Source organism: Moraxella lacunata, from assembly GCF_002027545.1.
Lineage (GTDB): Bacteria > Pseudomonadota > Gammaproteobacteria > Pseudomonadales > Moraxellaceae > Moraxella > Moraxella lacunata.
In genome coordinates this window covers 1-21205 of record NZ_MXAN01000049.1, presented here as the reverse complement: position 1 = coordinate 21205, position 21205 = coordinate 1, and the positions used below count along the sequence as shown (strand labels likewise).

32 protein-coding genes are annotated in these 21205 nt (G+C 45.9%); 3 read left to right on the top strand and 29 right to left on the bottom strand.

The features are described from left to right. Positions 1-10 precede the first annotated feature (10 nt). The gene (locus B5J94_RS07215) at positions 11-595 is read right to left on the bottom strand and encodes a tail assembly protein (RefSeq protein WP_062498535.1); all 585 of its coding nucleotides are present in this window, start codon (positions 593-595) and stop codon (positions 11-13) included. Positions 596-999: 404 nt separating this feature from the next. Between B5J94_RS07215 and B5J94_RS07210 the strand changes: the two genes are divergently transcribed. Next, a complete protein-coding gene (locus B5J94_RS07210) occupies positions 1000-1197 on the top strand; it encodes a hypothetical protein (protein ID WP_062498534.1) in 198 nt (65 codons plus the stop codon). On the opposite strand, the gene B5J94_RS07205 is transcribed toward B5J94_RS07210, so the two are convergent. The 25 genes from B5J94_RS07205 to B5J94_RS07095 form a co-directional block, all read right to left on the bottom strand. Beyond that, positions 1172-1963 carry a C40 family peptidase gene (locus B5J94_RS07205; RefSeq protein WP_062498533.1) on the bottom strand — a complete coding sequence of 264 codons (792 nt, stop codon included), beginning with the start codon at positions 1961-1963 and terminating at the stop codon, positions 1172-1174. The two genes, B5J94_RS07210 and B5J94_RS07205, sit on opposite strands and share 26 nt — an antisense overlap. Before the next feature lie 8 nt (positions 1964-1971). Next, positions 1972-2685: a phage minor tail protein L gene (locus B5J94_RS07200; protein ID WP_062498532.1), complete on the bottom strand. Its 714-nt coding sequence runs from the start codon at positions 2683-2685 to the stop codon at positions 1972-1974. Between the two features lie 20 nt (positions 2686-2705). Further along, on the bottom strand, positions 2706-3113 hold the full coding sequence (locus B5J94_RS07195; RefSeq protein WP_062498531.1) for a hypothetical protein: 408 nt from the start codon (positions 3111-3113) through the stop codon (positions 2706-2708). A gap of 43 nt (positions 3114-3156) precedes the next feature. Beyond that, positions 3157-3486, bottom strand: a complete 330-nt coding sequence (locus tag B5J94_RS07190) for a phage tail protein (RefSeq protein WP_079364027.1) — start codon at positions 3484-3486, stop codon at positions 3157-3159. A 52-nt stretch (positions 3487-3538) separates the two neighbouring features. Beyond that, positions 3539-3793, bottom strand: a complete 255-nt coding sequence (locus tag B5J94_RS07185; RefSeq protein WP_062498529.1) for a hypothetical protein — start codon at positions 3791-3793, stop codon at positions 3539-3541. A gap of 1 nt (position 3794) precedes the next feature. Further along, a complete protein-coding gene (locus B5J94_RS07180) occupies positions 3795-7238 on the bottom strand; it encodes a phage tail tape measure protein (RefSeq protein WP_062498528.1) in 3444 nt (1147 codons plus the stop codon). Between the two features lie 57 nt (positions 7239-7295). After that, positions 7296-7469: a hypothetical protein gene (locus tag B5J94_RS14180; protein ID WP_156471034.1), complete on the bottom strand. Its 174-nt coding sequence runs from the start codon at positions 7467-7469 to the stop codon at positions 7296-7298. Between the two features lie 45 nt (positions 7470-7514). Continuing rightward, positions 7515-7802, bottom strand: coding sequence for a phage tail assembly protein T (locus B5J94_RS07175; RefSeq protein ID WP_228144553.1), 288 nt, complete (start codon positions 7800-7802; stop codon positions 7515-7517). 44 nt (positions 7803-7846) lie between these two features. After that, the gene (locus B5J94_RS07170; RefSeq protein ID WP_062498526.1) at positions 7847-8185 is read right to left on the bottom strand and encodes a phage tail assembly chaperone family protein, TAC; all 339 of its coding nucleotides are present in this window, start codon (positions 8183-8185) and stop codon (positions 7847-7849) included. A gap of 63 nt (positions 8186-8248) precedes the next feature. Continuing rightward, on the bottom strand, positions 8249-8683 hold the full coding sequence (locus B5J94_RS07165) for a hypothetical protein (RefSeq protein ID WP_062498525.1): 435 nt from the start codon (positions 8681-8683) through the stop codon (positions 8249-8251). Positions 8684-8815: 132 nt separating this feature from the next. Continuing rightward, complete coding sequence (locus B5J94_RS07160) at positions 8816-9166, bottom strand: DUF3168 domain-containing protein (RefSeq protein WP_062498524.1); 351 nt, start codon at positions 9164-9166, stop codon at positions 8816-8818. 114 nt (positions 9167-9280) lie between these two features. After that, complete coding sequence (locus tag B5J94_RS07155; protein ID WP_062498523.1) at positions 9281-9550, bottom strand: hypothetical protein; 270 nt, start codon at positions 9548-9550, stop codon at positions 9281-9283. A 1-nt stretch (position 9551) separates the two neighbouring features. Continuing rightward, positions 9552-10373, bottom strand: a complete 822-nt coding sequence (locus B5J94_RS07150; protein ID WP_062498522.1) for a BRO-N domain-containing protein — start codon at positions 10371-10373, stop codon at positions 9552-9554. 331 nt (positions 10374-10704) lie between these two features. Further along, positions 10705-10836, bottom strand: coding sequence for a hypothetical protein (locus B5J94_RS15010; protein ID WP_255216920.1), 132 nt, complete (start codon positions 10834-10836; stop codon positions 10705-10707). A 201-nt stretch (positions 10837-11037) separates the two neighbouring features. Then, entirely contained in the window at positions 11038-11463 is a 426-nt protein-coding gene (locus B5J94_RS07145) for an HK97-gp10 family putative phage morphogenesis protein (protein ID WP_062498521.1), read from the bottom strand. Continuing rightward, positions 11453-11785 (bottom strand): phage head closure protein, encoded by a 333-nt coding sequence (locus B5J94_RS07140; protein WP_062498520.1) that lies wholly within the window; start codon positions 11783-11785, stop codon positions 11453-11455. The genes B5J94_RS07145 and B5J94_RS07140 overlap by 11 nt, the downstream gene beginning before the upstream one ends. An 8-nt stretch (positions 11786-11793) precedes the next feature. Continuing rightward, entirely contained in the window at positions 11794-12078 is a 285-nt protein-coding gene (locus B5J94_RS07135) for a head-tail connector protein (RefSeq protein ID WP_062498519.1), read from the bottom strand. Further along, positions 12075-13394: a phage portal protein gene (locus tag B5J94_RS07130; RefSeq protein ID WP_062498518.1), complete on the bottom strand. Its 1320-nt coding sequence runs from the start codon at positions 13392-13394 to the stop codon at positions 12075-12077. The genes B5J94_RS07135 and B5J94_RS07130 overlap by 4 nt, the downstream gene beginning before the upstream one ends. After that, the gene (locus tag B5J94_RS07125) at positions 13394-13759 is read right to left on the bottom strand and encodes a hypothetical protein (protein ID WP_062498517.1); all 366 of its coding nucleotides are present in this window, start codon (positions 13757-13759) and stop codon (positions 13394-13396) included. The genes B5J94_RS07130 and B5J94_RS07125 overlap by 1 nt, the downstream gene beginning before the upstream one ends. Before the next feature lie 89 nt (positions 13760-13848). Beyond that, positions 13849-15186, bottom strand: coding sequence for a phage major capsid protein (locus B5J94_RS07120; RefSeq protein WP_062498516.1), 1338 nt, complete (start codon positions 15184-15186; stop codon positions 13849-13851). After that, positions 15183-15806 carry an HK97 family phage prohead protease gene (locus B5J94_RS07115; protein ID WP_062498515.1) on the bottom strand — a complete coding sequence of 208 codons (624 nt, stop codon included), beginning with the start codon at positions 15804-15806 and terminating at the stop codon, positions 15183-15185. Before B5J94_RS07115 ends, B5J94_RS07120 begins: the two co-directional genes overlap by 4 nt. Beyond that, positions 15803-16000, bottom strand: coding sequence for a hypothetical protein (locus tag B5J94_RS07110; protein ID WP_062498514.1), 198 nt, complete (start codon positions 15998-16000; stop codon positions 15803-15805). The genes B5J94_RS07115 and B5J94_RS07110 overlap by 4 nt, the downstream gene beginning before the upstream one ends. Positions 16001-16047: 47 nt before the next feature. After that, positions 16048-16881 carry a hypothetical protein gene (locus B5J94_RS07105; protein ID WP_062498513.1) on the bottom strand — a complete coding sequence of 278 codons (834 nt, stop codon included), beginning with the start codon at positions 16879-16881 and terminating at the stop codon, positions 16048-16050. Beyond that, positions 16784-17041 carry a Com family DNA-binding transcriptional regulator gene (locus B5J94_RS15140; protein ID WP_158081047.1) on the bottom strand — a complete coding sequence of 86 codons (258 nt, stop codon included), beginning with the start codon at positions 17039-17041 and terminating at the stop codon, positions 16784-16786. The genes B5J94_RS07105 and B5J94_RS15140 overlap by 98 nt, the downstream gene beginning before the upstream one ends. Before the next feature lie 172 nt (positions 17042-17213). Next, a complete protein-coding gene (locus tag B5J94_RS07095; protein WP_228144552.1) occupies positions 17214-18950 on the bottom strand; it encodes a terminase large subunit in 1737 nt (578 codons plus the stop codon). A gap of 77 nt (positions 18951-19027) precedes the next feature. Here B5J94_RS07095 and B5J94_RS14170 point away from each other — a divergent pair, with 77 nt between their 5' ends. Further along, positions 19028-19192 (top strand): hypothetical protein, encoded by a 165-nt coding sequence (locus B5J94_RS14170; RefSeq protein WP_156471033.1) that lies wholly within the window; start codon positions 19028-19030, stop codon positions 19190-19192. Here B5J94_RS14170 and B5J94_RS07090 read toward each other — a convergent pair. From B5J94_RS07090 to B5J94_RS07080, 3 genes are all read right to left on the bottom strand, one after another. After that, the gene (locus B5J94_RS07090) at positions 19189-19602 is read right to left on the bottom strand and encodes a hypothetical protein (RefSeq protein ID WP_062498512.1); all 414 of its coding nucleotides are present in this window, start codon (positions 19600-19602) and stop codon (positions 19189-19191) included. The genes B5J94_RS14170 and B5J94_RS07090 overlap by 4 nt on opposite strands. Before the next feature lie 195 nt (positions 19603-19797). Beyond that, the gene (locus tag B5J94_RS07085) at positions 19798-20313 is read right to left on the bottom strand and encodes a hypothetical protein (RefSeq protein ID WP_062498511.1); all 516 of its coding nucleotides are present in this window, start codon (positions 20311-20313) and stop codon (positions 19798-19800) included. 118 nt (positions 20314-20431) lie between these two features. Continuing rightward, a complete protein-coding gene (locus B5J94_RS07080; protein ID WP_062498510.1) occupies positions 20432-20740 on the bottom strand; it encodes an HNH endonuclease in 309 nt (102 codons plus the stop codon). Here B5J94_RS07080 and B5J94_RS07075 point away from each other — a divergent pair. Beyond that, positions 20739-20933: a hypothetical protein gene (locus tag B5J94_RS07075; protein WP_062498509.1), complete on the top strand. Its 195-nt coding sequence runs from the start codon at positions 20739-20741 to the stop codon at positions 20931-20933. The two genes, B5J94_RS07080 and B5J94_RS07075, sit on opposite strands and share 2 nt — an antisense overlap. Positions 20934-21205: the final 272 nt, after the last annotated feature.

Here is a 21205-nt window from a genome sequence, read left to right as displayed (position 1 = left end):
CCTTAATTTTTTATAGCATGTCTTCTGGCAACTGACTGGCGGACAAAATAAACCCACCAATCTCTCGCTCGCCGTACAAAATTGGTACAGGATTGCCTTGGGCGACAGTCGTAACTGCACCGCCAAACCCCTTGTTGGCACGGTTGCCGTCTTGGTTTTGGTCTTGTGTGTCCACTTTTGGCATGAGCATTTGGGCGATACCGCCTGCCATCATGCCAATACCTGCTCCAATCAATCCTGCACCGACCGCACCAGCACCGCCAAAGGTCATTCCCGTTACCACAACCCCTGCCACGACCATGACCGCCCCCAAAATGGTTTGTAGTAGTCCGCTCTTTTTTGAGCCTTCCACGATAGGCACGACACGGATAACCTGAGCGGAATGGGTCATATCAAGCTCACGCTCGCCGATGTTGTGTTTATCGTGGAATACGGCAAAGCGTAGCCCTTGCCTATGAGCATTCATCATAAATTCTTCAAAGCCTGCCAGTTGCACGCATAGAGCACGCATGGCTTCTTTGGTGCTACCCACAGATAATCTAAAAGATTTGCCGAATTTTTTGGCTAAGATGCCGTGTAGTTGTATCGTTTTCATTTTTAAACACCCAACAAAAAACCGCTCATGATGACATCATAAGCGGTTAAAAATCTTTTATTTTGGATAACAAAAAGTCAAATAATCACAACAATTTTATAATAAATTGCAATAATTACCTGACTTTTAATGTAGTTTAAACTATAATATAAACCATCAAGCAAGGGTGGTAGGACACCCAAGCCTGATAGGTTATCCGCCACCGACCTAGTCAAGTGGTGGCGACCTTAGGAGATAAGACAATGAAAACGCTCTTCAAAGTTATCATCATTGTTATCCTGCTACTACTAAGCAACAACGCTTACTAACAGCAGGTAGCCTGTAAAGGCTGGGGCGGTGGGCAAGCACACCGCCCCGCTCCTAAAACTTATGATTATCTTACCAATAATGTAAGGATTTGTCAAATGCCTAAGATTGTCAAAACCCCAAAAAGCCGTGCCGAAACTCAGCGTGAGAGTGATAAACGCCGTGGCGTAAAGGTGGCAAGCTATAAGTTTCCCACCGAATTTATTGACGAGCTGACCGTTTTATCTGAAAAAACAGGACTTTCACGCTCTGCCATCATCATGCAAGCTGTCAAAGCGTGGGGGCAGACGACATAAACGAATGATGACGCACCACCATCGCCGTCCTATCCGCCCACCCCTTGCCATAAATCTCACGCACGGACTGCCGTCCGTAGGGGTGGTGCAAGATTAGGGTGTTACCGATGACAGGCGGTGTGGTTTCGCTTTTTAATGTGCCATTATCGCCAAGCCAAATCAAGGCGTGATTGACATGGTGCGTGCGTCCGACACGGCACAGTAGCACATCGCCGTATTGCGGTTGGTTTTTGTCCACCACCACAAAGCCCGCTTTTTCAAAGTTCTGCTCATACAGTGGGGCGTGATTGGGGTCTTCCCACCAAGCATCACTGCGGTCAAAGTCTGGCAAATCAATGCCAAATTCACGGCTGTAATAATCACGCACCAAGCTATAACAATCCTGAACACCGTGGATATAAGCACGCCCCAAAAGTGGCGGTCTGTACCCACACGGCTCATATATGCCAAAGGCAGGTTCATCGCCATAATCTTGTTTTGACACCGCCACGATGACCCACGGCACGCCATGTAGCTCAATTTGTAATTTATCCAAATCAGACGGCATGACCCCACCGTCTGGATGACTGTGAACGATGGCTTGTATCTGCCCCATACTCTCGGCACGGGCAAAATCTTTGGGGCAAAGGATAAACTGCTCATCATCGGTTGCCTTATTGGTGCAAGGTATGTACTTTTTATCCACAATTAGCCCACAGCACTCAGCAGGGTAGCAGTCTAAGGCGTGGGAGATGATGTCGGCTTTTAATTGTTTGGTTAATTTCATCTTAACTCCTATGAACCAATTAGACTACTAGCAGGACAACCGCCAAAGGGCAAGGGCTTATTTTTTCCAAAACGGCACACGCACGATTTCATACGTCCGCCACATTTATCCAAAATGGGGTTGTCGGTAGGCTTGTCGTTTTCGTCAAACATTGTCGCCCCTGTATAGCCGCATTCTTCGCCACGATATTTACCCACAACCGCCCAGTGACAATAATTGGTAATCTCTCTGACGGGGATTTTTAAGCCTTCAAGGTCAATAGGGTTGGATAATTCAAAGGTAACTTGCTGGGCATTTTCTGATGTTTTTTGTTCCACAAACCACAGCTGTTCTTTACATTCATCGCTGGCGGTAGGGTTGCCACCGTCAAAATTAACCGCATCTAGATATTTGGCAAGGGTGGTGATGACGGTAAGTTTTGCTCCTGCAAAGTCGCTAAACTGCAAGCAATACGCCGACACCGCACCTTGCACCCCTGCGATGTTATTGGCAAGGGTTAGGGTCGGCGTGCTTGCTCTGCCGTCTGACCGCATTTCAAGCCCTGTAACAGACAGAGCTTGGGGGTTGTACGCTTTGCCACGAAAGACAATCACGCCATCATTTTTGTCGTGATTATGCCCGTGAAAGCGTAAAATGCCAGCACCCAGTTTACTTGCGTCCAGTTCAAACAAGGTAACAAGCCCATCTACGGACAATTTTTGAAAATCGGCGGTTAAACTCATATTTGCCCCACAAGTTTTGATTACGCTTGGTTTTCGTCAGCTGATTCGACTTTTGGCTCGGTTTCGTCTGTCAGACTTGCTGTTGGCACAGTTTCAACCAAAACGCCATACTCGCCATTTTTATAAGACACCACAAAAGCGGTTACGGTATTTTCATTGCCAAAACCTTGTAGTTGTTTGAGCTGATTATTCGCCCAAGAGACAATGTCGGCACGGAATACAGTCGTGCGGGTGCGTTTGATAATGCCGTGATTAGGTTCGTTGTTAAACACATCAAAGCCTTCATCTTCGGGGAAATACACGATTTCTACTGTGTCAGCTTTTTCGCCATATTGACTTTGCCAAGTGTCCATTTGCCAAATAAAGGCTTGTAGGATTTGGGCTTCGGTGCGGTTTAGGGTGGTTAGGTTTTGAGTGTGGTTTGTCATTGCGTACTCCATTAAAAAAGCCCTTGATTAAGAAGGGCGTGGGTTAAAAAACTTGTTCAAATTTTAAATCAATCTGCCAAAAATTGCCGACCCGCTGTTTAATGGGGTAGCTGTCGCAGACATATTTGTGGGTATTGCCAAGCGGGTCAGTCCAAAGAAAAGGGATTGTGCCTTTGTGTTCATCAAGAAATACAATAATGGGTTTGATGACGGTATCAAAATCGCCTGTTTTGCTACCGCTCCAATCGGTGCGTTTATTATTGATACCGTGGCTTACTCGCTGAGCGTAGCCATCATTAAATTGGGTTTTGGTAACGTTATGACGAACATTGGCGGACGCTCCCATGTTCATTTTCCATTTGAAGGTTTTCATTCTTTACCCCAACAAAAAACCTACCAATATCGGTAGGTTTGTGTGATTTGGTTTATATTTTGAGTTTATTTTGGTAAAAATCAAATTCTTGTTTAATAGCTTCCTTGGTATCTGAGTCATAGTCATCTGCTTGCAACAAGCTGTCTTTTAGGCTATTCATATATTTTAGATAATCATCTAAATCAATAACGCCTTTTTCAGCTAAGTAAGCAATTGAGCCAGCACCAACCAAGCTATTTGCGTGCAATTGTTTGGCAATTGGATTGACAATACCATTAGCCAATGCTTGAACATATTCTTCTTTCATACTATCTCCCGTAAAGTTCACCGCCTTGTCGGCGTGCTTGTATAAAACGCTGATTGACCGTGGCATTCACCTTATTATCAATCATCTTACCAATAGTTACCATCATATCACCATTTGGCATTTGTTGCACGTCTGTTTTTTCGCCTGTATAGTTATTGATAATAACCTTGGTTTCACCACGACCTTGCAAATTGTTTAACGTGCGGTCTAGGTTTTGGGCGGTGTGGCGTGGCAATACACGCTCACCCTTTTCCAAATTCCACGTTCCACTTTTCGGCACGCTCATGATACCGTCATGGGCTTGACCCACGGGCATTTGCACCGCTTTGATGTTACCAACGATACTTGCCACTTGACTTGCCACCGTTGCCATTGCCCCTAAATTCATGGGAAACGGGTTGGCGGACGCTAGTGCGATGGCTTGTTGTATCGCCATGACCGAGCGAGCGATAGCAAAGCCTTTTTCGATGGCGAACATAGCACGATAGGCTTTTGAGTTTTCGCCCAAAAGTGATTTTGTGCTGTCCGCTAAGGATTTGGCAACGTTCTCACCACCCGACAACACCAAGTTTTGCCGTGCTTCGTGAAATGCCTTTTCTTGTTCTAGTCGGGCAAGTTGGCTCTCCTGCTCAGTGATAAGTTTGGCATTTTCGGCTTCTTTGATGATTGCTAGGTTATCATCAAGCTGTTTTTTTAGGTCAAAATAGCCCGTTACCGCACTACTTACCGCTGACCCCAAATTATTATTTTGTAAGGTAGGCATGGTAAGCGTTTTTGGCATATTTGCCATGGCGGACATGACATCAGACTGGCGTAACGTCTCAATCATCTGGTCGATGTACTTACCATCAAAGCCTTGTTGCGATAAATCCCACCGCTCGCCTGCGTACTTATCGCCTTTGGTGCGATACAGATAAGTATTTTTGGCTAGGCTGTCTTGATAGCCTTTTAACTTCTCACGAGTTTTAAACAGTTGGTTGAGCTCGCTTTCAACTCGGATTTGGTCTTTTAGCGTTGCCAGCAACTCTTCATTTGCCCCCCTGTATTTTTCGGTGTTGGCGATTTGCCATTCCAAAATCTCCAAGCGGTTCATGCCGTGCGTTTGTAGCTTCTCATCAATGCTTGCAATCTCATCACTGATACTTTTATTGATGTCGTTAGATTTGGCAAGGTCAAGATTGGCACGGGCAAGTTCTAGCACCCTTGCTTTTTGCTTGTCGGTCAGCTCGGCAAGCTCGCCAAACTGGACTTTGTACTGCCACTCCGCCAATGGATTGGCGTGGTTTTTAAGCATAAAGTTTTGGCGGTGCAAATCGGCAACGGTGCTGGTCAAAGCATTGGCTAGATTTTGGGCAACTTGTTTGGCATCGCCAACTTTATCGCCCACACCCAATACAAAGCCTTCGCCTGCCCATGCTCCCAGTTCACGCATGACCCGAGACGGGGAGTGGATATTTAGGGCGGATTTGACCGTGCTTGCCACGCTGTTTGCCATATCACGGGCGACATTTAGGGCTTCGCTCATTTTTGCTTTTACGCCATTGATAAAGCCTTGTATCGCATCACGCCCCGCTTGCATAAGCTGACTGCCAAGATTTTTAAACGCCCCTACGATATTTGTAACACCACTTTTAACAATATTCCAAGCGTTTTTTATGCCATCGCTAATGGCTTTTTTCACACCGTCCATATCCCCACGCACAAGGGCTTTGATAATGGCAAAGGTTGTGGTAAAGATGTTTTTGATTAGGGCAAATTGTGTACTGACCACCGTACCGATAACAGTCAATGCCGTTTTAACAGGGGCGGGCAGGCTGTCAAATATTGATTTGGCTTTGGCTTTGAGTTCATTAAATTTGCCCACGGCATTTTCAACAATCATTGCCGTTGTGCCACCGACAGCGGTATAAAACTCGTCCCATTTTTGCTTAGCATTTTGGACGATTTCATAAATTGTACCGCCAATCGCATCATTAATGGCTTGCCATTTGGCTTTGACATCTTCAACCATGTAGTACAAGATTTCGCCAAGGGCATCATTAAACTCTTCCCAGTTTAACGCCAAAGCAACTAATGCCGTCCCAATCGCCATTACCGCTGCAACCGTTCCCCATACAGGAGCGGTAACGCCTGCCAAAAGTCCAAAACCTGCTATCACCGCAGGAATGGCAAGACCTATTGTGCCAACTGCCAAACCTACCCCAAACACAGCCGTAGTAACAGCAACAATGGTAGCAACGATTTTTGGGTTTTCGCTCGACCACTCGGCAAAGGCTTTTATCACAGGGGTTAAGGCTTGCATGATACTATTAATGGCAGGCAATAAAGCCGAGCCAAGGGCGATTTTGACCGCTTCAATGTTGTTATTAAAAAGTTGCATTTGAGCTTGGCTTGTCCCTGCCATGTTCTCAAACTCTTTGAGCATTGACCCTGCGTATTTGGACGCATCGCCCATGTCTGTCAGCTTTTGTGTGGCGACTTCTTGGTTTTGGATAAGCTGAGCAAAGACAGGTAGGGCTTCACGACCGACCAGCATGGTAGAGACTGCCGACTGTTCGTGTTCAGGAATGATCTCACTAATGAGCCGTGTAATCTCCATTAACGTGCCGACCGCATCTTCTTTCATTTTTTTGGCGACATCTTCGGCAGATAAGCCCAGTTTTTCAAATGCCACTCGTTGGGATTTGGTTGCATTCTCCCCTGCGGTCAGTTGCAGTGAGATGTTTTTAAGTCCTGTTGCCACATTGGACGGGTCTATACCCACAATCACGGACGCCAAGGCGGCGGTTTGGTCAGCGGCGAAACCGCCAAGCTCGGCAACCGCACCCACAGCTTGGGTGATTTGCATGATTTTAGCGGCGTTATTTGGACTGGTGTTACCCAGATAGTTAATTTTGTCCGCGAGTGTCTCAACTTCTGATTGCGACATATTAAACGCCACCCGCATTTCCGCCATCGCTTGCCCTGCTTGCTCGGCAGTAATGTCAAATGCCACGCCCATTTTGGCGGCGGTCTCGGTAAAGCGTGCCAAATCCGCTTGGGCAATCCCTGCTTGTCCTGCACTTGCCATGATATTTGCAAGCCCTTCGGCAGTCATGGGCAACCGCTGACTCATCGCCAAAATGTCTTTTTCCATCTGCTTAAAGGCTTCGGGCGTGTCAAAGTCAATGACTTTTCTAACCCCTGCCATCGCTGATTCAAATTTGACCGCCGATTCTACCGACTTCGTAACCCCCGCACCAATCGCCGCTAATGCCACGGCTGAGCTTTGTGCCATTTTGGTAAATGTTTGCTTATTGCGATTGGCAAATTTTTCTAGTTTTTCGGCATTGTTTTTGACATTATCGCCAAAAATTTTTAACTTATCGGTTGCCCCACTGAGACTGCGATTAAAGGCATCAGTAGTGGCTTCTAGGACGATTTGTAATTTTGAAACGACAGCCATTAATTTTTCCAATAAAAAACCGCCAAAAGGCGGTTAAGATGAATACAGGTATTGATTTTAGATGAGTAGCCACATCATGGTAGCCACGACATAAATAACTGCGGATAACACAAGCCCAATCCACATGCCGACATCGTCATGGGGGCGAACAAAGCCACCGACAAACGTACATAAAACGCCAAAGCCAATCGCCCCAATCAACCAAACAGCAACAAATAATAGAATTATCATGGTGTCATCTCCTTAGCTTTATCATAAGGCTTTTTAGGGCTAAAATCAAGTGCGATTAAACATCGCTATCATCGCCCCCACTTCTTGTCGGGCTTGGGCTTCTAATTTTTCTCGCTCAAAGGCTTCTTTGTCATCATCAGTCATCGGGTTTGGGTCAATGATGAGAAAATCATGCACTGATTTGTCTTTATCCCCTGCTTGCATATAGGCGAGCAGAGCAAAGCCCAAATCGGTGCGATACCCACCGATAGGGTCTAGCTCATCATAAGCGACCCACTCGGCAAATTCTGCCACCGTGAGCGTGCGTTCAAGCTCGCCCACCGTCTTTCCCAAATGAGACGCCAATTTAAACAAAAATCGGCGGTCTTTATCGGCGATTAGTTTTTTTTAATGTCGGCTAGCTTGTCATCAAAGCCATTAACTTCACTAATAGCGGTTACTAGGGCGGTCATGTGGCTGGCACTCATCGTCCCTAACTGCTTGATATCGCCATCAGCAAACAGACGTTTGCCGTCTTTGTCGCACACACAGTGGGCAATCATGACCAGTCCTGAGCCGACGTTATCATTAGCATCTGCTTTTTTGGCAATCTCGCCTTGGTCTGACACGGTCAGTCTTTTGATATAAATCTCGCCAATGCCGTCCACGTCTTTTAGCACAAGTGGCTCGCTCACACAGATGATGGCTAATAGTTGGGCTTTATTTAATGCACTCATAAAAATTCCTTAAAATCTAAATAAAAAGCCTATCGGTAGATAGGCTTTTGGATTTGGTTGGGGTTAGACAGTCAGCTCTTTTTTGACTTCGCCTGTGATGGTAATTTTGCCTTTTTTACGCAGTTTTTTCTTCGTGTCTTCGGCATCGGTCGTCAGCTCGGCAATCATGCCCTTAAACTCTCGGCTCTCTGTAGGCACTTCCACGAACTTATACTGGAAATACAGTTCTTTGCCAGTATCAAAGCTCGTTTGGATGAGCTGGTGCGTCTCGTCATCAGGCAATAGCACATATTCCAACTCAATTTCGGATTCTTCTTTAAAGTCCACTGCCGCCTTGACCGTTCGGCGGTCGTCTGTGGCGGTGATGTCATCTAGTACTTTCGCCTCGTTAGGTGGCACTGCCTTGGTTAGGCGGTTGATTTTTTTAAAAGTGCCTGATGTACCTGTTTCAGACACCCACAGCTGATAAAAGCTGTCTTTGGTGTTTTCTGCCGACATTTTTTTTCTTGCTCCTGTCAGTTGGTTGTGATAAAATGGTGGATAAGTCTAACGACTGTCTTTAAATTTCTACTACTGTAGATCTGTAGATTGCTGACATATTTTTCTCCTGTCAGTTGGTGGTTAAAAAAATTAGGTCGGCAAAGTCTGCCAAAACTCATATTCAATCAAGCCACGATACAGCCCATCATCATACAGATAAGTCGTACCGCCATAGATGGATGGGGTAATACTGTCAAGTTGCCTTACCGCTTGGGCGGATAGTTTTATGGTCTCATCGTATTTTTTGGTATAGACATCAATTTGCACCCGCACCCATTCATGACCCGTTATGCCGTCAAGGGTATTATCGGGCTGATTTGATACGATGTTATAGACGATATAGGGTGGCGGGTCGGTTTGGCTCTCTGGCACAAAAAGCGGATAGCACCGCCCAGCGACCAGCTCCGAGAGTAGGGCGTAAATTTGTTGGCTTGCGGTCATATTTTTTCCAATAAAAAACCGCCTATCGTTAAGATAAGCGGTCAATAAGTACAATTTGGGATTATGACAAAATCATACCCTAAACTGGTCTAAATTTCAAGTACTTTTAAGGTCTTAGGCGACTTCGGGCAGACGCGCCAAGTCTGTCTTTTGGCGGTTGGTGCAAGGTTTTTTACCGTCAATCTCGCTCAGATACGCCCCGCACTTTCTGAGTTTGTCGCCCAGACTTTCTTGCATATCAGCGATGATGGCAAGGCGTGTCGTGATTTCACTATCATTTTCGTCATCATAATACTCCATCATCATATAGATAAGGGATAGGCATTTGTTGATGTCGTTGCCTGCTTCGTCCAACAGGGCTTTTGGGGTGGCAATCGTTATCATCTTACATCTCCTTTGCGTTGTCAAGGGTGGTTAGAAACGGCGGATTTTTTAGCATAGATGCCAGCCGTGCCGATGATGCATAGTTAATGGCGGTCAAGGTTTCGCCATCAATATAAGGCTCATTGATGATAAGCTGTGCAATGTCTTTGGTTCTGACAATCTGCTCATCAGGCTCTAACACCCGTGTCCATAATACGCCATCGTTATCGTATTTGCCGACATCAGCCCTGTGCATCAGTGGTAGTGGCAAAGGGGTTTGGGGATTAAACCCCCTACGCTGGGCGATGACCCCGAGCAGTAGTCCTTGTAGGTATTCGGTGGCTTGCCCGACTTGCTCAGTCGTCAATTCACAGGCTCTGTTAATGTTGAAGCGATGATGAACCAAATTCCACACTTCATCATAGCCCAGATAGCTTGCCACACGCACAAACCATTCGCAGGTCTTGACCAGTCCATTACGGTCTTTGACGGTGGATAGGGTTTGGGGGGTGGGTAGTGAATATGAACCAGTTTTACGGATGCTTGGGAGAACTTCGGAAGTTACCCAACGCTTAAAGCGTTTTGCTTCATCTTTGGTTGAACCAAAAATTAGGGCATACATTCCGCTTTCGTTTACAAAGTTAACTTTTTGTGTACGACCCATTGAATCGATGGTGTCCAGTTTTTGGACGTCATCTTTGTCGGTATGGGTGGCAATGGCTTGGCGTGGGTTAGCAAAACCCAAAGCGGTTGCCAATGCCGTTGCAGGAAACCAAATTTGACCGTCAATGACAACGGTGCTTAGTTCGTGGTTTTCAAAATTGAAGTTAATAAGATTAGACATAGCATTGTCCTTTGGTTAGGTTGAGTTTGCCACCACCGAACAACGCCAAAATGTATATGGTGGTGGATTATGCAGGATTGGCGTACCGTACCAAAGGCAAAACGGCGAGTATTTCTACTCTCCCACATAATCCACCATAAGAAAGGGTGTATATTTTATATACTCCCTTTTAAACTGGGGGTTTATATAGCAAAAAACACGCTATTAGGCGTGTCATCATCGCCATTGGTTTTCGGAACGCCAATTCCGCTACCTGATTTTGCAGGTATGGCGTTATTTTAGGTTAGTTGAATAAAAAAAGCAAGCGTTTTTTGCTTGCTTGGTTAAAAATTTAAGCTTTAATTGCCAAAATAATCTCTGGCAACTGCCAGACAAATACAATCGCCATCACAAAAACCAACACGCCCATCAGGGCAAGACAAGTTTTGATTAAGCCATGTTCTTTTAAAGGTGTGGTTGTCATTTCAATAACCTTTGCAATAAATTCAGACATATGTTAAAATCTCTTTTGTACAAGTTCTAATTAAAAACCCCAAAAGATTGCCGTCTTTTGGGGTTTTGCTTTAAAAGCAAGCGGTTTTTGCTTGCCAATAAAAAACCCACCGACTGGGGTGGGTTTTAGCTTTGTTATGCTTTATACACAATCAGCAATAAAATAGCAATACTAGCCCATGATTTTATCAATGCGTTCCCCCAATTTTTTGGCGAAACGGTCAGTCGCTCCCGCTTGGTTGTTGTCAAAGGCAGGGCGGATAAAGGGGATTGGCGGTCTGCCCCTTGCCCCATATTCTTCATGGAATATGTAGTAATAGGCATTTTCACGGCTTTTACGACTGCCCTTTAACGCCACATAGATAGCCACCGCCGCCCCATCCATATTGGCACTATCGCCTTTTGTCAGCCTACGTCTTTTGATTGACCCTTTGATGACGCCAGTGCGAAAAGGGGCGTTGGCACGGGCTTCTTTATACATGGGCGTACTGGCAAACATCAGCGAGCCATACAGCACACCGCCTGCATCTTTGTTGCTCACTTCATCACGCAGTTGGTGCAGTTTTTTATTCAGCTCGTCAAGCCCCTTAATCTGCATGAGCCACCCCTTTTAACATCAGCGTAAGATACTCACGCCCTGTATTATTGTCTGCCAAAGGTTCGCCAACTATCTCATACATCCGCCCTGCGTATTGCACTCGCATGGTGTGGTCTATGTCGGTGCGGTAGCGGATTTTGGCACGGGCGATGATTTGGACATCATGGGCTTGCCCTGCGATGACATCTTTGCCCGAGACATGGCTAAACTGCCCCGATAGGGTTAGGGTGTGTTGCCAGTCATGCGATATTGCCCCTGTGACGGACTGGGTCGTGGTCTGTTGATAGATTTTTAGGCGGTGGCGGAGCGGTGTGGCTTTCATGATTTATCCTAGGTTGTTGGGGTGCGATATGGCGACAGTAGCTGACGGACAGGGGCAGGCAGATAGTTGCCATACTCCGCCCCACGCTCGGCATTGCGATTGTCATCAAGATAACCCACCATAAGTAGTGTGGCGACTTTTAGGGCTGGTAACATCTCGTCCGTTATCTCATCTGTGATGTAGTTTTTGACCGACTGTGTGGCAGATTGCAAATAGGCGGTTAGCATCACATCGTTACTGTCATCATCATAGCGTAGGTGGTGTCTGACTTCATCAAGCGTGGCAAAAGTCATGATTTATCCTTATTGATAGTGGCATACACTCGGTAACGTGGCTTGACCGTCTTGGCGGATTTGTCGCTCTTTGGTTCGTTGCCATGAACCACACTAAACGGGTTCTCGGTGCTGTCTCGTCTTGCCAATGCTTCTAAGCTATAATTCTGCTGTTGCATGAGTGGCGACTCGCCACCGATGACAGGCGGCAAACCAAGCGTTGCCCGTGCTTCGTTGGGGCTAAATATGCCAGATGACGTACCTTCTTTTAGATACAGGATTTGGCTCATGCTATCCATGCGGATAAGCGGGGCTAGGTTGGCTTCGCACTCCACGCCTTTTTCTAGGTCTAGGTGTTCATCAAGCAGATTTTCTATGGCTTCGATGTAGTGTTGCAGACAGTCGCTATAATATATCTCGTTCAAATCAGACGGTTTTTGCCCTGCTTTTAACTCGCCCATACCCACTTTAAAGGCAGGAACATGAAACACCGAGCAGACAGTCTCGCCACTCATTTTAAGCTGTTCTAGGGCTTGTGCGTCTGATGATGACATACCGATACTTTCATACCTTGCACCGTCCCCCAATACGGCAATACCGCCACGATTAACACCGCTATAATTGGCTTGCCATTGTGCTTTGACTTCGTCCGCCTTTGCCTGTGAGATTGTGGTCGGCACGGATAGCACACCAGACGGGCGAGACGCATTACCAAAAAATGTCTTAGAGCTTGTCTGTATAGACAGCCCCAAACCCACACTAATCGCACACGCCGTCAAAGGCGACAAGCCCACAAGCGGATGATAAAAGCAGTTGTAGCGGTCATGTATCATCTCGCTCGCTGGCACGACCATGTCATGAGCGATATTAAATAGCTTGTCGGAGCTGATTTGATAAAACACATCGCCATTATCCGACACCAGCACTTTGACACGGTCGGGATTTAGGACGTGCAGTTGCCACGCATCGCCAAAAATATCCCGTTGCTTCCACACATAAGTATTACCACGCAGTAGCTTAGAGCTTATCCAATTCTCGGCAAACTGTTGCCAAGTTTGGTGCTTATTGGGCTTGGCTAGGATTGCTTTGGTGCGTGATTGAGTGGGTTGTAGTACGCCGTCTTTGACTGCTTTGGTCTGTATGCGAAGCTTGCCCACATCGGAGCTGATGAGCGACACACACGCAAATACAGCGTGAAAACCAAGCACATCAGTGCGTTTTAACTCATCATTCTTTTGCCACGCCCCTGTATAGGGTTCATGGATAAGCGGTTGCCATACAGGGGTAGGCGTTGCATTGACCGACTTTTTACCAAAAAATTTGTCAAGTAACCACATTACTCATCTTCCGTCTCTTTGGCTTTTTTGGTTCGTTTTTTGGGTGCGGTGGTCTCATCTTTTGCCACATCTTGCTCTACCGCTTCGCCTTGCTCGGCACTATCCACCAAATCATCAGCGGTATCGTTTGGCTCATCTTGACTTGCTTCACCGTGATTTAACTCATCAACTTCGCCCACTTCGTCAATGTCGTTTAACTCATCAAACAACTCGCCATTTTTGCCATTATCATCATTATCTTGGTCGTTTTCATTATACGGCTCAGCGAAACCAAGCTGGATAAGGATTTTTGCTTGGGCGGTGGCGATGTCTTTGATGTCGCCTGTGGTGGCATTGGGGGCGGGTTTTAGGTATTTGATTTGCATGGCTGTCTCCTATTCTTATGCTTTAATGGACTGTTTAGACCGTTAAAGCATAAGAATAGCCCCACGTTAGGGCTATTCTTAATGGACAATTATGTATATTTAATCGCAGCTGCTGCGGTAGGACGGCGTTTTGCCCATGTGATGAACCGCTCGGCACGGATTGCTTCTTTGTTCTCTTGGAACAAATGCACAAGTGATTTATCAGGCATGGTGATGGTTGCTTCGGTGCTGTATGACACTTCCACTTGACCTTCATCTGCCAAATAAAATTCGCTCGGTTTGACAAGCTCCACAATGTTAGTTGCACTCTCGGACTCAATGACAGGCAAGCCGTTAAGGGTTTTCTTGCCAGTCTCAGCTTGCAGACCTGTAAAGACAGGAGCTCCAAGCGGATTGACAAGCTCCGCCCATTCAGACGCTCGTGTCTCGCTCATGATGTAGAATGCACCAGATAAAGACAGGTTAGCCGTCAAGAATTTTTTACGCAGACTAAGCAGGTCAGCTTTGATTTGGGCTTCTTCGTTACCTGTGGATTCAATAATCACACCGCCATGCAACGACCCTGCTGGTCGGGTTGCGTCCCCAGCCTTATCATCAATAAAGGTCAAATCAAGTAGCAAACGATTAGACTCAATCAAATCGTCCAAGATACGGCGGTCGCCATTAAACTTGTTAAAGCGTCCAAGCTCTTCGGTTAGCACCGCAATACCTGCAACTTTATGGCGTTTTAGTTCCACGCTATTAAAAGTGGCATTGGTAACAGGTTTTGGTTCACCTTCGCCAACCCACGCCGATGTCGCCCCTGTCGCCATACCTGCGATTGTGGTGTTAAAGTCTCCTGCACGCATATAAGGGGCAAGTTTGTCAATAATCGTTTGAGCTCGCAATAGCTCAATAAACTCTTGAACAAGCGGGCTGACTGGCACAAGCACGCCCGAGTTCGTGGTGTCCATGACCGTTACCGATTTTTCAAGCTCGGCAATGACAGACGGGTGCATTCCTGCGGATTTGGCGATTTGGGCGGCACTTACAAAGCTACCTTTGCTTGCATTTTTGGCGGACAAGGCTTTGGCACGAGCCATTTGTGCAAAGCCAATGCCTTTGGGTAAGTTGGATTCTACTTTCACGCTTTTACCTGCTTCTTTTGGGTTTGGTTCACCTTCGGCACTTGCATGAGCCTGTTCTGGATTTTCACCGCCAATCTCGGTAGGATTTGGGGCGGTTTCTACCGATTTAATCAGTTTTTGCAAACGCTGGGCGTTCTTTTCTAAGCGATCGATGTCGCTTTCCAATGCCGTGATTGTCGCTTCGTCATCATCGCTTGGGGTGTGTCCGCTTACAACCGATTTTGTCATGATCTCACCGATTTTGGCTTGCTTATCAACAATGGTGGCTTTGACTTTGGCAAGCTGTTGTTCATAGTTCATCGTAATGATACTCCGTTATTTAGGTTGGATAAAATTAAAGCAACCGCACCATTACTGGGGGTTGCTTTCGTGATTGTGGTTGGGGTGGGTGGTGCTTGGATTGGGTTGGTCGGTGGGTTTGGCGTGTCAGCAAGTGGCAAACTAAACGCATCTTTGATTTGCTTGACGCTTGTAATGACCGCATCGGCGTTGGCAGGGACGGTAACGACTGACAACTCATAAAATTCCCACTCTTTGATGTGTAGCCCCCATGAGTTTTCCAGATAATTGTACTCTTTGATTTTAAAGCCCACCGACAGGCATTTGACAAGCCCAGACTTGATACATTGCCATGCTTCGTCTAGGCGGTCTTTTAATTTGCCTTTTTCGTCAATCTTGACCAATTTAGCGACAATCTCAATGCCTTTTTCTGTTACCGTGGCTTGGATAACTTCGCCAATCGGCTGATTGTGATTGTGTTGCCATAGTAGCGGTATTGGTAGGGCAAATTTTGCTCCTGTCGGCTCTAAAATGTCATCGTCTCGGTCGGTGCTTGGGGTGGTGGCAATGCCTGTGATGATACGCTCATCATCGGTATCGGTTACCGATTTGATTTGTAGGGTTGAGTAGGCTTTGGTCATTGGTTTTGCTCTTCTTTAATAAGTTTTTTGACTTCGCTGACACTACAATAAAGCTCATAAGATTCGCCATTATTCAGTGTAATTACTGCTTCGCCAGATCGATATTTTGCGACAATGGACGAAATTTGACTGATATTGACAACTGCTTCTTGGTTACAGTTGGTCGTTACGCTGATAAAACCGTGTAATTTCATTTTAAAATACCCATAAATAAAGCCCTGTGGTCAGTGGTTTGGTTTGACTAAAACCGATAAATCATATTGTCTTCATATTCACTATTGTAGTTGATATGACTGTTTACGCTCACTTTCTCAAAGTCGCCAATACACTCCCACATGGCAGGCTCGCAATCTTTGAGATAATCCATATAGTCCAAGAGTTCGCTCCTTGTACTACTAAAAAACAGATAAGGCGGACGCACCAGTTTTATCAGCCTTAAAAACTTTGTCATACCAAAATAACCTGTCATCGCATACGCCTTTTGCTCGGTGCAAATGTAAGGTGGGTCAAGTAATAGCAAAGTGTTTGGTGTGTTGGCGAATTTTGGTATCAGCGTATCAAAACTTTCGTGCGTAACAATCAATCCGTCCAAATAGCCGTCTGCACGGTCATAATCACTGGTGCGAACGGTATTGTACATTTGGTGGTCGCCAAGCTCACCAATATGGGCGATTTGCTTGCCACTAAACAACAACCAAGTGCTGACACTTCTTACATCTATATAACCGCCAAATTTAGCAATGACCTGCAAAATCCGCTCTTTTAGCTCGTCTGGTATCCGCTTTTGGCGTGGCACATCTTTTGTTAAATCAAACAAAATAGCACGCAAACGGTTAATATCATCAATGTGTGCCAATCGCTTAGTATAGCCGTCAAAATCGTTATAAATGACGGTGGCTTTGGGCTTGTAGGCTTTGGCATTGTTGGCAAGTAGCCCATTACCACCAAACACATCAATGATTGTCCAGTTTTCGCCGTCATTTGGGATTTTGTCCAAAATTTTGCGAAATTCCTTTAAAAACATTCGTTTTTGACCCACGAATGGCAGGGGTGCTTTTTGGTATGCTTTGGTCATCAAGATTACCTATGCTTGAGTCTCTTTGGACTTCTGATAAGGCGTTCTCGACGCTCAAAACATTAAACGCTTTACAGCGTGGACATTTGATTTCTAAATCATTAAAGTTTCCAATTTTGGCTAATAATCGCCCACAGGAGCGACAATTTACTTGTTTCATGGTAGAGCCTATCGCAATTTTGTTAAAAATGTGATACCCTTGCCACGCCATGTACATAGTAGCAGGGTTTCGCTTGCGACAAGCTCGGTTTGTCGTAGGGGTGGCGGACTGTTCCAGCAGTCCGTCATCGCCCTGTTTTATATATTCGCCCACTTGTTAAAGCGGGTTTTTCTTAAAAATAAACCCCCACATCATCATCACCCCTAGGCACAGCAGGGTTTTGGCTCATAAGTGCCACGGCGTTTAACATAGCAATCACAGGGTCAATCTTACCGTTTCCGCTTTCGGACTTACTCATCATCACGCCCGAATTGCTTGTTCTGACTTGGGCATTGCCCACGCACCACGCCATTAGGGGCTGATTTGCGTGCGTCAAATCACCACTGGCGATTTTGCGTTCACACACTTTTTGGTAACCTCCCAATCGCCAGCCCTGCGACACACCTGTGATTTTAGGGTCTTTGGGAATGCCGATGGATTCTAGGGCGATGACAATATCGTCCGCCCCAGCAGGGTCTAGCCCAATGCGGTCAAGTTTTCCGCTATCGTAGACTTTTTTGGCAATGTTGGCAAATTCTGCCACGTCATCGCCCACATTTTGCACGATGACAAGGTCGCCATCGGTTTCAAAATCACGATAGCGTGGCTCGTCCTGCTTTCGGCGTTCTAGGGCGATAGGATGACACCATGCACGCACCCACACCCACCACTGTTTGACTTCGTGGCGGACATTGTTATCATCGGTATAGATGTATTTGGGCGTGGGCAATCGTCCGATGACGGCACAGCCAAGCAAGTCATCAAGACCGCCCCCGTCTCCGCCCATCGTGATGACTTCGCTGGCTTCTATCAGCTCATCAAGCGTAAATTGTCGTCCTGCTTTTTCCCAAAACTCCGCCCCTGCCCAGCGGTTCGCTCTAAGCGATATGCCAATTTCTACATTCAGGTGCTTGGCTAAGGCAGTTTGTAGGGTGTTTTTGTCATGCGACTCTTTGGCACGTTTTAGCGTGTCGGTCAGATAATCCACATCCACGCTCGCCCCTAGGTTGGGGTTGGTGATATACCAGTTCTCAGGCTTGATATAGTCCCTACTCTCAATGTATGACGGTGGAAATTCATAAATCACGGGCAAAAATCGTGGGTCGTCAATCTCGTCATCTCGCACGCCACGGGCATAGTCCAGCTTTTCTTTAAACACCCCCGCAGGCGACTCATCGCTCATCGTGGACAGATAGATGACAAAACCTTCGGGACGACTGGCAAGCCCCCCAATGGCTTCTTGGAGCATGGATGACGCCCCCGAGCGTTTGCCAAATACCCACAGCTCATCAATCAGTACGTAAGTTCCCTTGACCCCTGCCAAGCTGTTAGACTCGGCAGCGATGACTTTTAAGGTTGCCTGTGTGTGGCGGTGCGTGATTGTTTTGGTGTGGGGCGACACATTGAAAATAGCAGACAATTCTTTGTCCACCCTTATCATATCTCGCATTGGGTCAAAGGAGTTGTTAGCGACTTCCTTGGTTGGGGCAACGATAACCAGCTCACATGATTGGCGTTCATTGAGTATCAACGCCGTCAGCATGATACCCGCCGCCAAGGTGGATTTGCTGTTTTTCTTGCTGATAAGCAGAAAAAACTCTTTAATCAGACGCTTTTTGGCGGTGGGGTCATACGCCCCAAAAATGACGGAGACGAACTCAAATACCCAATCCCGTGTAATCTCGCCAATCTTGGGACAGCCAATCACATCAACGAGTGCCAATTCCTTAAAAACCCGCAAGGCGATTTCACTCATCGCAGGAAAAAGCGGTTTGCACGGAATAAGGGACTCGCCCTTGACAATCCTTTCTTCCCAGTCAGGCAGGGCGGTTGTCCAGATGGGCGGTTGTTCAATAAAATTATTTTTCACGATTTAAAAATGTGTTAAAATTATCTTAAAATACTTGACTTTTTAAGGTTTTGCTCTTAGTTAATTTGGGAGAAGAAATGGCATTTTTTACCACTTGGATAGTTCCTGTTATTTGTTTGGGCTTGGCATATTATTTTTACCACAACCCAGTAGATGACAAAAATCCGCTTATTTATGCGTTACTTCTTGTCATCTGTCTGGGTCTAAAACTGGCAAACTTTGCTCAAATTATCGCAGATTAAAGCCCCATTAGCTCAATTTGAATTTTGGAACGCCAGTTGCGGCGAGCTTGATATAAACACGCTACAAAACGACGATTGCCCATCAAAGCCATTATCCAAGCACTAAACAGCTCTTCAATTTTATCCTGAATGTCGCTAGTTGCTTCATCAAGTAGTGTATCAATCAAGATATTATCAAAATAGCCAGTTGCAGCATCTACAACACGCCCAATGGTTGCTTTGTAGATGATATCAATACCAATCTTGGCAATATTTTGTGAGCAATTGGCAATCTCGCTAATCATCTTGTCCACATCTTGAATAACTTGCTCAGTAATTTCATTCGGACTTGCTTGAACAACGCCACCAAACAAAACTTCAATGGCTTTTGCATAGGCTTCTTTTACCTGCTCTTTACTTAAATCAGACATATCAAGTCTCCATATTAAGCGACTTTAAGTCGCAAAGTTTAAAAACCGCCAATCCTAAGATTAACGGCAACAAAAAACGCCAAGCCGTTTGACTTGACGTATCATCTGTTTTGGCACAATTTTTGATTAAATCATTGCAAAAGCTCACTGCCAAACATGTCCGCCTTATTTGGCGGTCTATAAATGATGATTTGCTTAATTTTTCAGCCCACCCATCGGCATTTCTAGCTGATTGGACATGGTCGAAAAGCGTCCACTTTCGGACTTTTCACGAGCCGTATCGATGGCATCCTCTTTCTTGCCTGTTTGAGCTAGTTTCTGTTCGGTGTATGGCAAAAGAGCGATGGCGGCGTTAATGCGTTCTTTGGGCGTGTAAAGCCCATCCGCATTGTTAAACACCGAAGTCAAAAACTCCAAAGGCGACTGGGGCGTGGTCGGTGCTTGCCGTACCCGATCTGTTTCACTTGCCGTAGCTAGTGCATTCGGATAAGTAATGTCGGTCGTGGTGTTGTCAGTCTGCGTGGTCAGTTCGGTATTGACTGTTCGCACCTGATTGATGAATGCCTGCACATTCTTACGCTTTGCCATATCCGCCACAAATTTACGGGCGGAGTCGTGGCTTTTACAGCCAGCTTCTAGGGCTGATGTGTGCAAATCTTTGCCACTCGCCACAAGACGAGCGTATCGTTCCTGCTTTTGAGTGAGTGCCATTTTTGCCTAATCCTTACTATTGTAATTTTATGTAAATAATGTTACTTGGAGAAAATGGAGATTTTTCCCAAAATACGAAATTTTTTTATAAACGGGTAGGGGCGTGGTGTCCGCAGGGTTAGCCCGAAAATTGTTTGATACCCCCCACCGTGCTTTCGGTGTGAGTTTTTTGTTTGTGGCAGTCATAGCAAAGGATTTGCAAGTTGGTGGGGTCGTCTGTACCGCCGACGGCTGTGTTAATGATGTGGTCAAGCTCCAAACGACCACCGACACGCCCACAGCATCGGCAGGTGTAATTATCACGAGCCAAAATCTCATCACGAAGTCGCCGCCACGCACGGCCGCCACGACCTTTACCCCAGTTACGCTTTGGAGTGTGGGATTGGGTGGGTTTTAGGCGTGGTGGTAGGGTGGTTAGTTTTGCCATGGTTTACCGTGATTTATCATCATTTGCCAATAAAAAACGCCAACAGCGTGAACTGTCAGCGTTAGTTACAATTATTGATTTTGACAAAATGATAGCAAAAAGTGTGCAATCTGTCAATAGCCCAGTTTTAAGTTTATCCTTCGTTGCCGTAAAACCACCGACTTCAGGCGGTGGATATAAGGCAACTCCGTAGCTATGCTTACATACAGATGGTATTTGCACATGAATATTGTAAACAACGTGCCTACCACGTCTTAAATCATTTGACATTAAAATTAAACCAAATATATAATATACCTATCTCATTATACACAAACCCATGAAAACACTCAAGCTACGCATACGAGATAAACACACAGACCAACTTAACCGCCTAAGTGGTTCGGTCAATTTCGTATGGAATTACGTTAATGATTTAAGTTATCGTTATTTGCAAAGAACAGGTAAATTCTTTTCCGCCTATGA

Bases quoted from the DNA above. Each gene is read 5' to 3' on its own strand.
- B5J94_RS07215 (WP_062498535.1), bottom strand. From the start codon at position 595: ATGAAAACGATACAACTACACGGCATCTTAGCCAAAAAATTCGGCAAA.
- B5J94_RS07210 (WP_062498534.1), top strand. From the start codon at position 1,000: ATGCCTAAGATTGTCAAAACCCCAAAAAGCCGTGCCGAAACTCAGCGT.
- B5J94_RS07205 (WP_062498533.1), bottom strand. From the start codon at position 1,963: ATGAAATTAACCAAACAATTAAAAGCCGACATCATCTCCCACGCCTTA.
- B5J94_RS07200 (WP_062498532.1), bottom strand. From the start codon at position 2,685: ATGAGTTTAACCGCCGATTTTCAAAAATTGTCCGTAGATGGGCTTGTT.
- B5J94_RS07195 (WP_062498531.1), bottom strand. From the start codon at position 3,113: ATGACAAACCACACTCAAAACCTAACCACCCTAAACCGCACCGAAGCC.
- B5J94_RS07190 (WP_079364027.1), bottom strand. From the start codon at position 3,486: ATGAAAACCTTCAAATGGAAAATGAACATGGGAGCGTCCGCCAATGTT.
- B5J94_RS07185 (WP_062498529.1), bottom strand. From the start codon at position 3,793: ATGAAAGAAGAATATGTTCAAGCATTGGCTAATGGTATTGTCAATCCA.
- B5J94_RS07180 (WP_062498528.1), bottom strand. From the start codon at position 7,238: ATGGCTGTCGTTTCAAAATTACAAATCGTCCTAGAAGCCACTACTGAT.
- B5J94_RS14180 (WP_156471034.1), bottom strand. From the start codon at position 7,469: ATGATAATTCTATTATTTGTTGCTGTTTGGTTGATTGGGGCGATTGGC.
- B5J94_RS07170 (WP_062498526.1), bottom strand. From the start codon at position 8,185: ATGAGTGCATTAAATAAAGCCCAACTATTAGCCATCATCTGTGTGAGC.
- B5J94_RS07165 (WP_062498525.1), bottom strand. From the start codon at position 8,683: ATGTCGGCAGAAAACACCAAAGACAGCTTTTATCAGCTGTGGGTGTCT.
- B5J94_RS07160 (WP_062498524.1), bottom strand. From the start codon at position 9,166: ATGACCGCAAGCCAACAAATTTACGCCCTACTCTCGGAGCTGGTCGCT.
- B5J94_RS07155 (WP_062498523.1), bottom strand. From the start codon at position 9,550: ATGATAACGATTGCCACCCCAAAAGCCCTGTTGGACGAAGCAGGCAAC.
- B5J94_RS07150 (WP_062498522.1), bottom strand. From the start codon at position 10,373: ATGTCTAATCTTATTAACTTCAATTTTGAAAACCACGAACTAAGCACC.
- B5J94_RS15010 (WP_255216920.1), bottom strand. From the start codon at position 10,836: ATGACAACCACACCTTTAAAAGAACATGGCTTAATCAAAACTTGTCTT.
- B5J94_RS07145 (WP_062498521.1), bottom strand. From the start codon at position 11,463: ATGCAGATTAAGGGGCTTGACGAGCTGAATAAAAAACTGCACCAACTG.
- B5J94_RS07140 (WP_062498520.1), bottom strand. From the start codon at position 11,785: ATGAAAGCCACACCGCTCCGCCACCGCCTAAAAATCTATCAACAGACC.
- B5J94_RS07135 (WP_062498519.1), bottom strand. From the start codon at position 12,078: ATGACTTTTGCCACGCTTGATGAAGTCAGACACCACCTACGCTATGAT.
- B5J94_RS07130 (WP_062498518.1), bottom strand. From the start codon at position 13,394: ATGTGGTTACTTGACAAATTTTTTGGTAAAAAGTCGGTCAATGCAACG.
- B5J94_RS07125 (WP_062498517.1), bottom strand. From the start codon at position 13,759: ATGCAAATCAAATACCTAAAACCCGCCCCCAATGCCACCACAGGCGAC.
- B5J94_RS07120 (WP_062498516.1), bottom strand. From the start codon at position 15,186: ATGAACTATGAACAACAGCTTGCCAAAGTCAAAGCCACCATTGTTGAT.
- B5J94_RS07115 (WP_062498515.1), bottom strand. From the start codon at position 15,806: ATGACCAAAGCCTACTCAACCCTACAAATCAAATCGGTAACCGATACC.
- B5J94_RS07110 (WP_062498514.1), bottom strand. From the start codon at position 16,000: ATGAAATTACACGGTTTTATCAGCGTAACGACCAACTGTAACCAAGAA.
- B5J94_RS07105 (WP_062498513.1), bottom strand. From the start codon at position 16,881: ATGACCAAAGCATACCAAAAAGCACCCCTGCCATTCGTGGGTCAAAAA.
- B5J94_RS15140 (WP_158081047.1), bottom strand. From the start codon at position 17,041: ATGAAACAAGTAAATTGTCGCTCCTGTGGGCGATTATTAGCCAAAATT.
- B5J94_RS14170 (WP_156471033.1), top strand. From the start codon at position 19,028: ATGGCATTTTTTACCACTTGGATAGTTCCTGTTATTTGTTTGGGCTTG.
- B5J94_RS07090 (WP_062498512.1), bottom strand. From the start codon at position 19,602: ATGTCTGATTTAAGTAAAGAGCAGGTAAAAGAAGCCTATGCAAAAGCC.
- B5J94_RS07085 (WP_062498511.1), bottom strand. From the start codon at position 20,313: ATGGCACTCACTCAAAAGCAGGAACGATACGCTCGTCTTGTGGCGAGT.
- B5J94_RS07075 (WP_062498509.1), top strand. From the start codon at position 20,739: ATGGTTTACCGTGATTTATCATCATTTGCCAATAAAAAACGCCAACAG.
- B5J94_RS07080 (WP_062498510.1), bottom strand. From the start codon at position 20,740: ATGGCAAAACTAACCACCCTACCACCACGCCTAAAACCCACCCAATCC.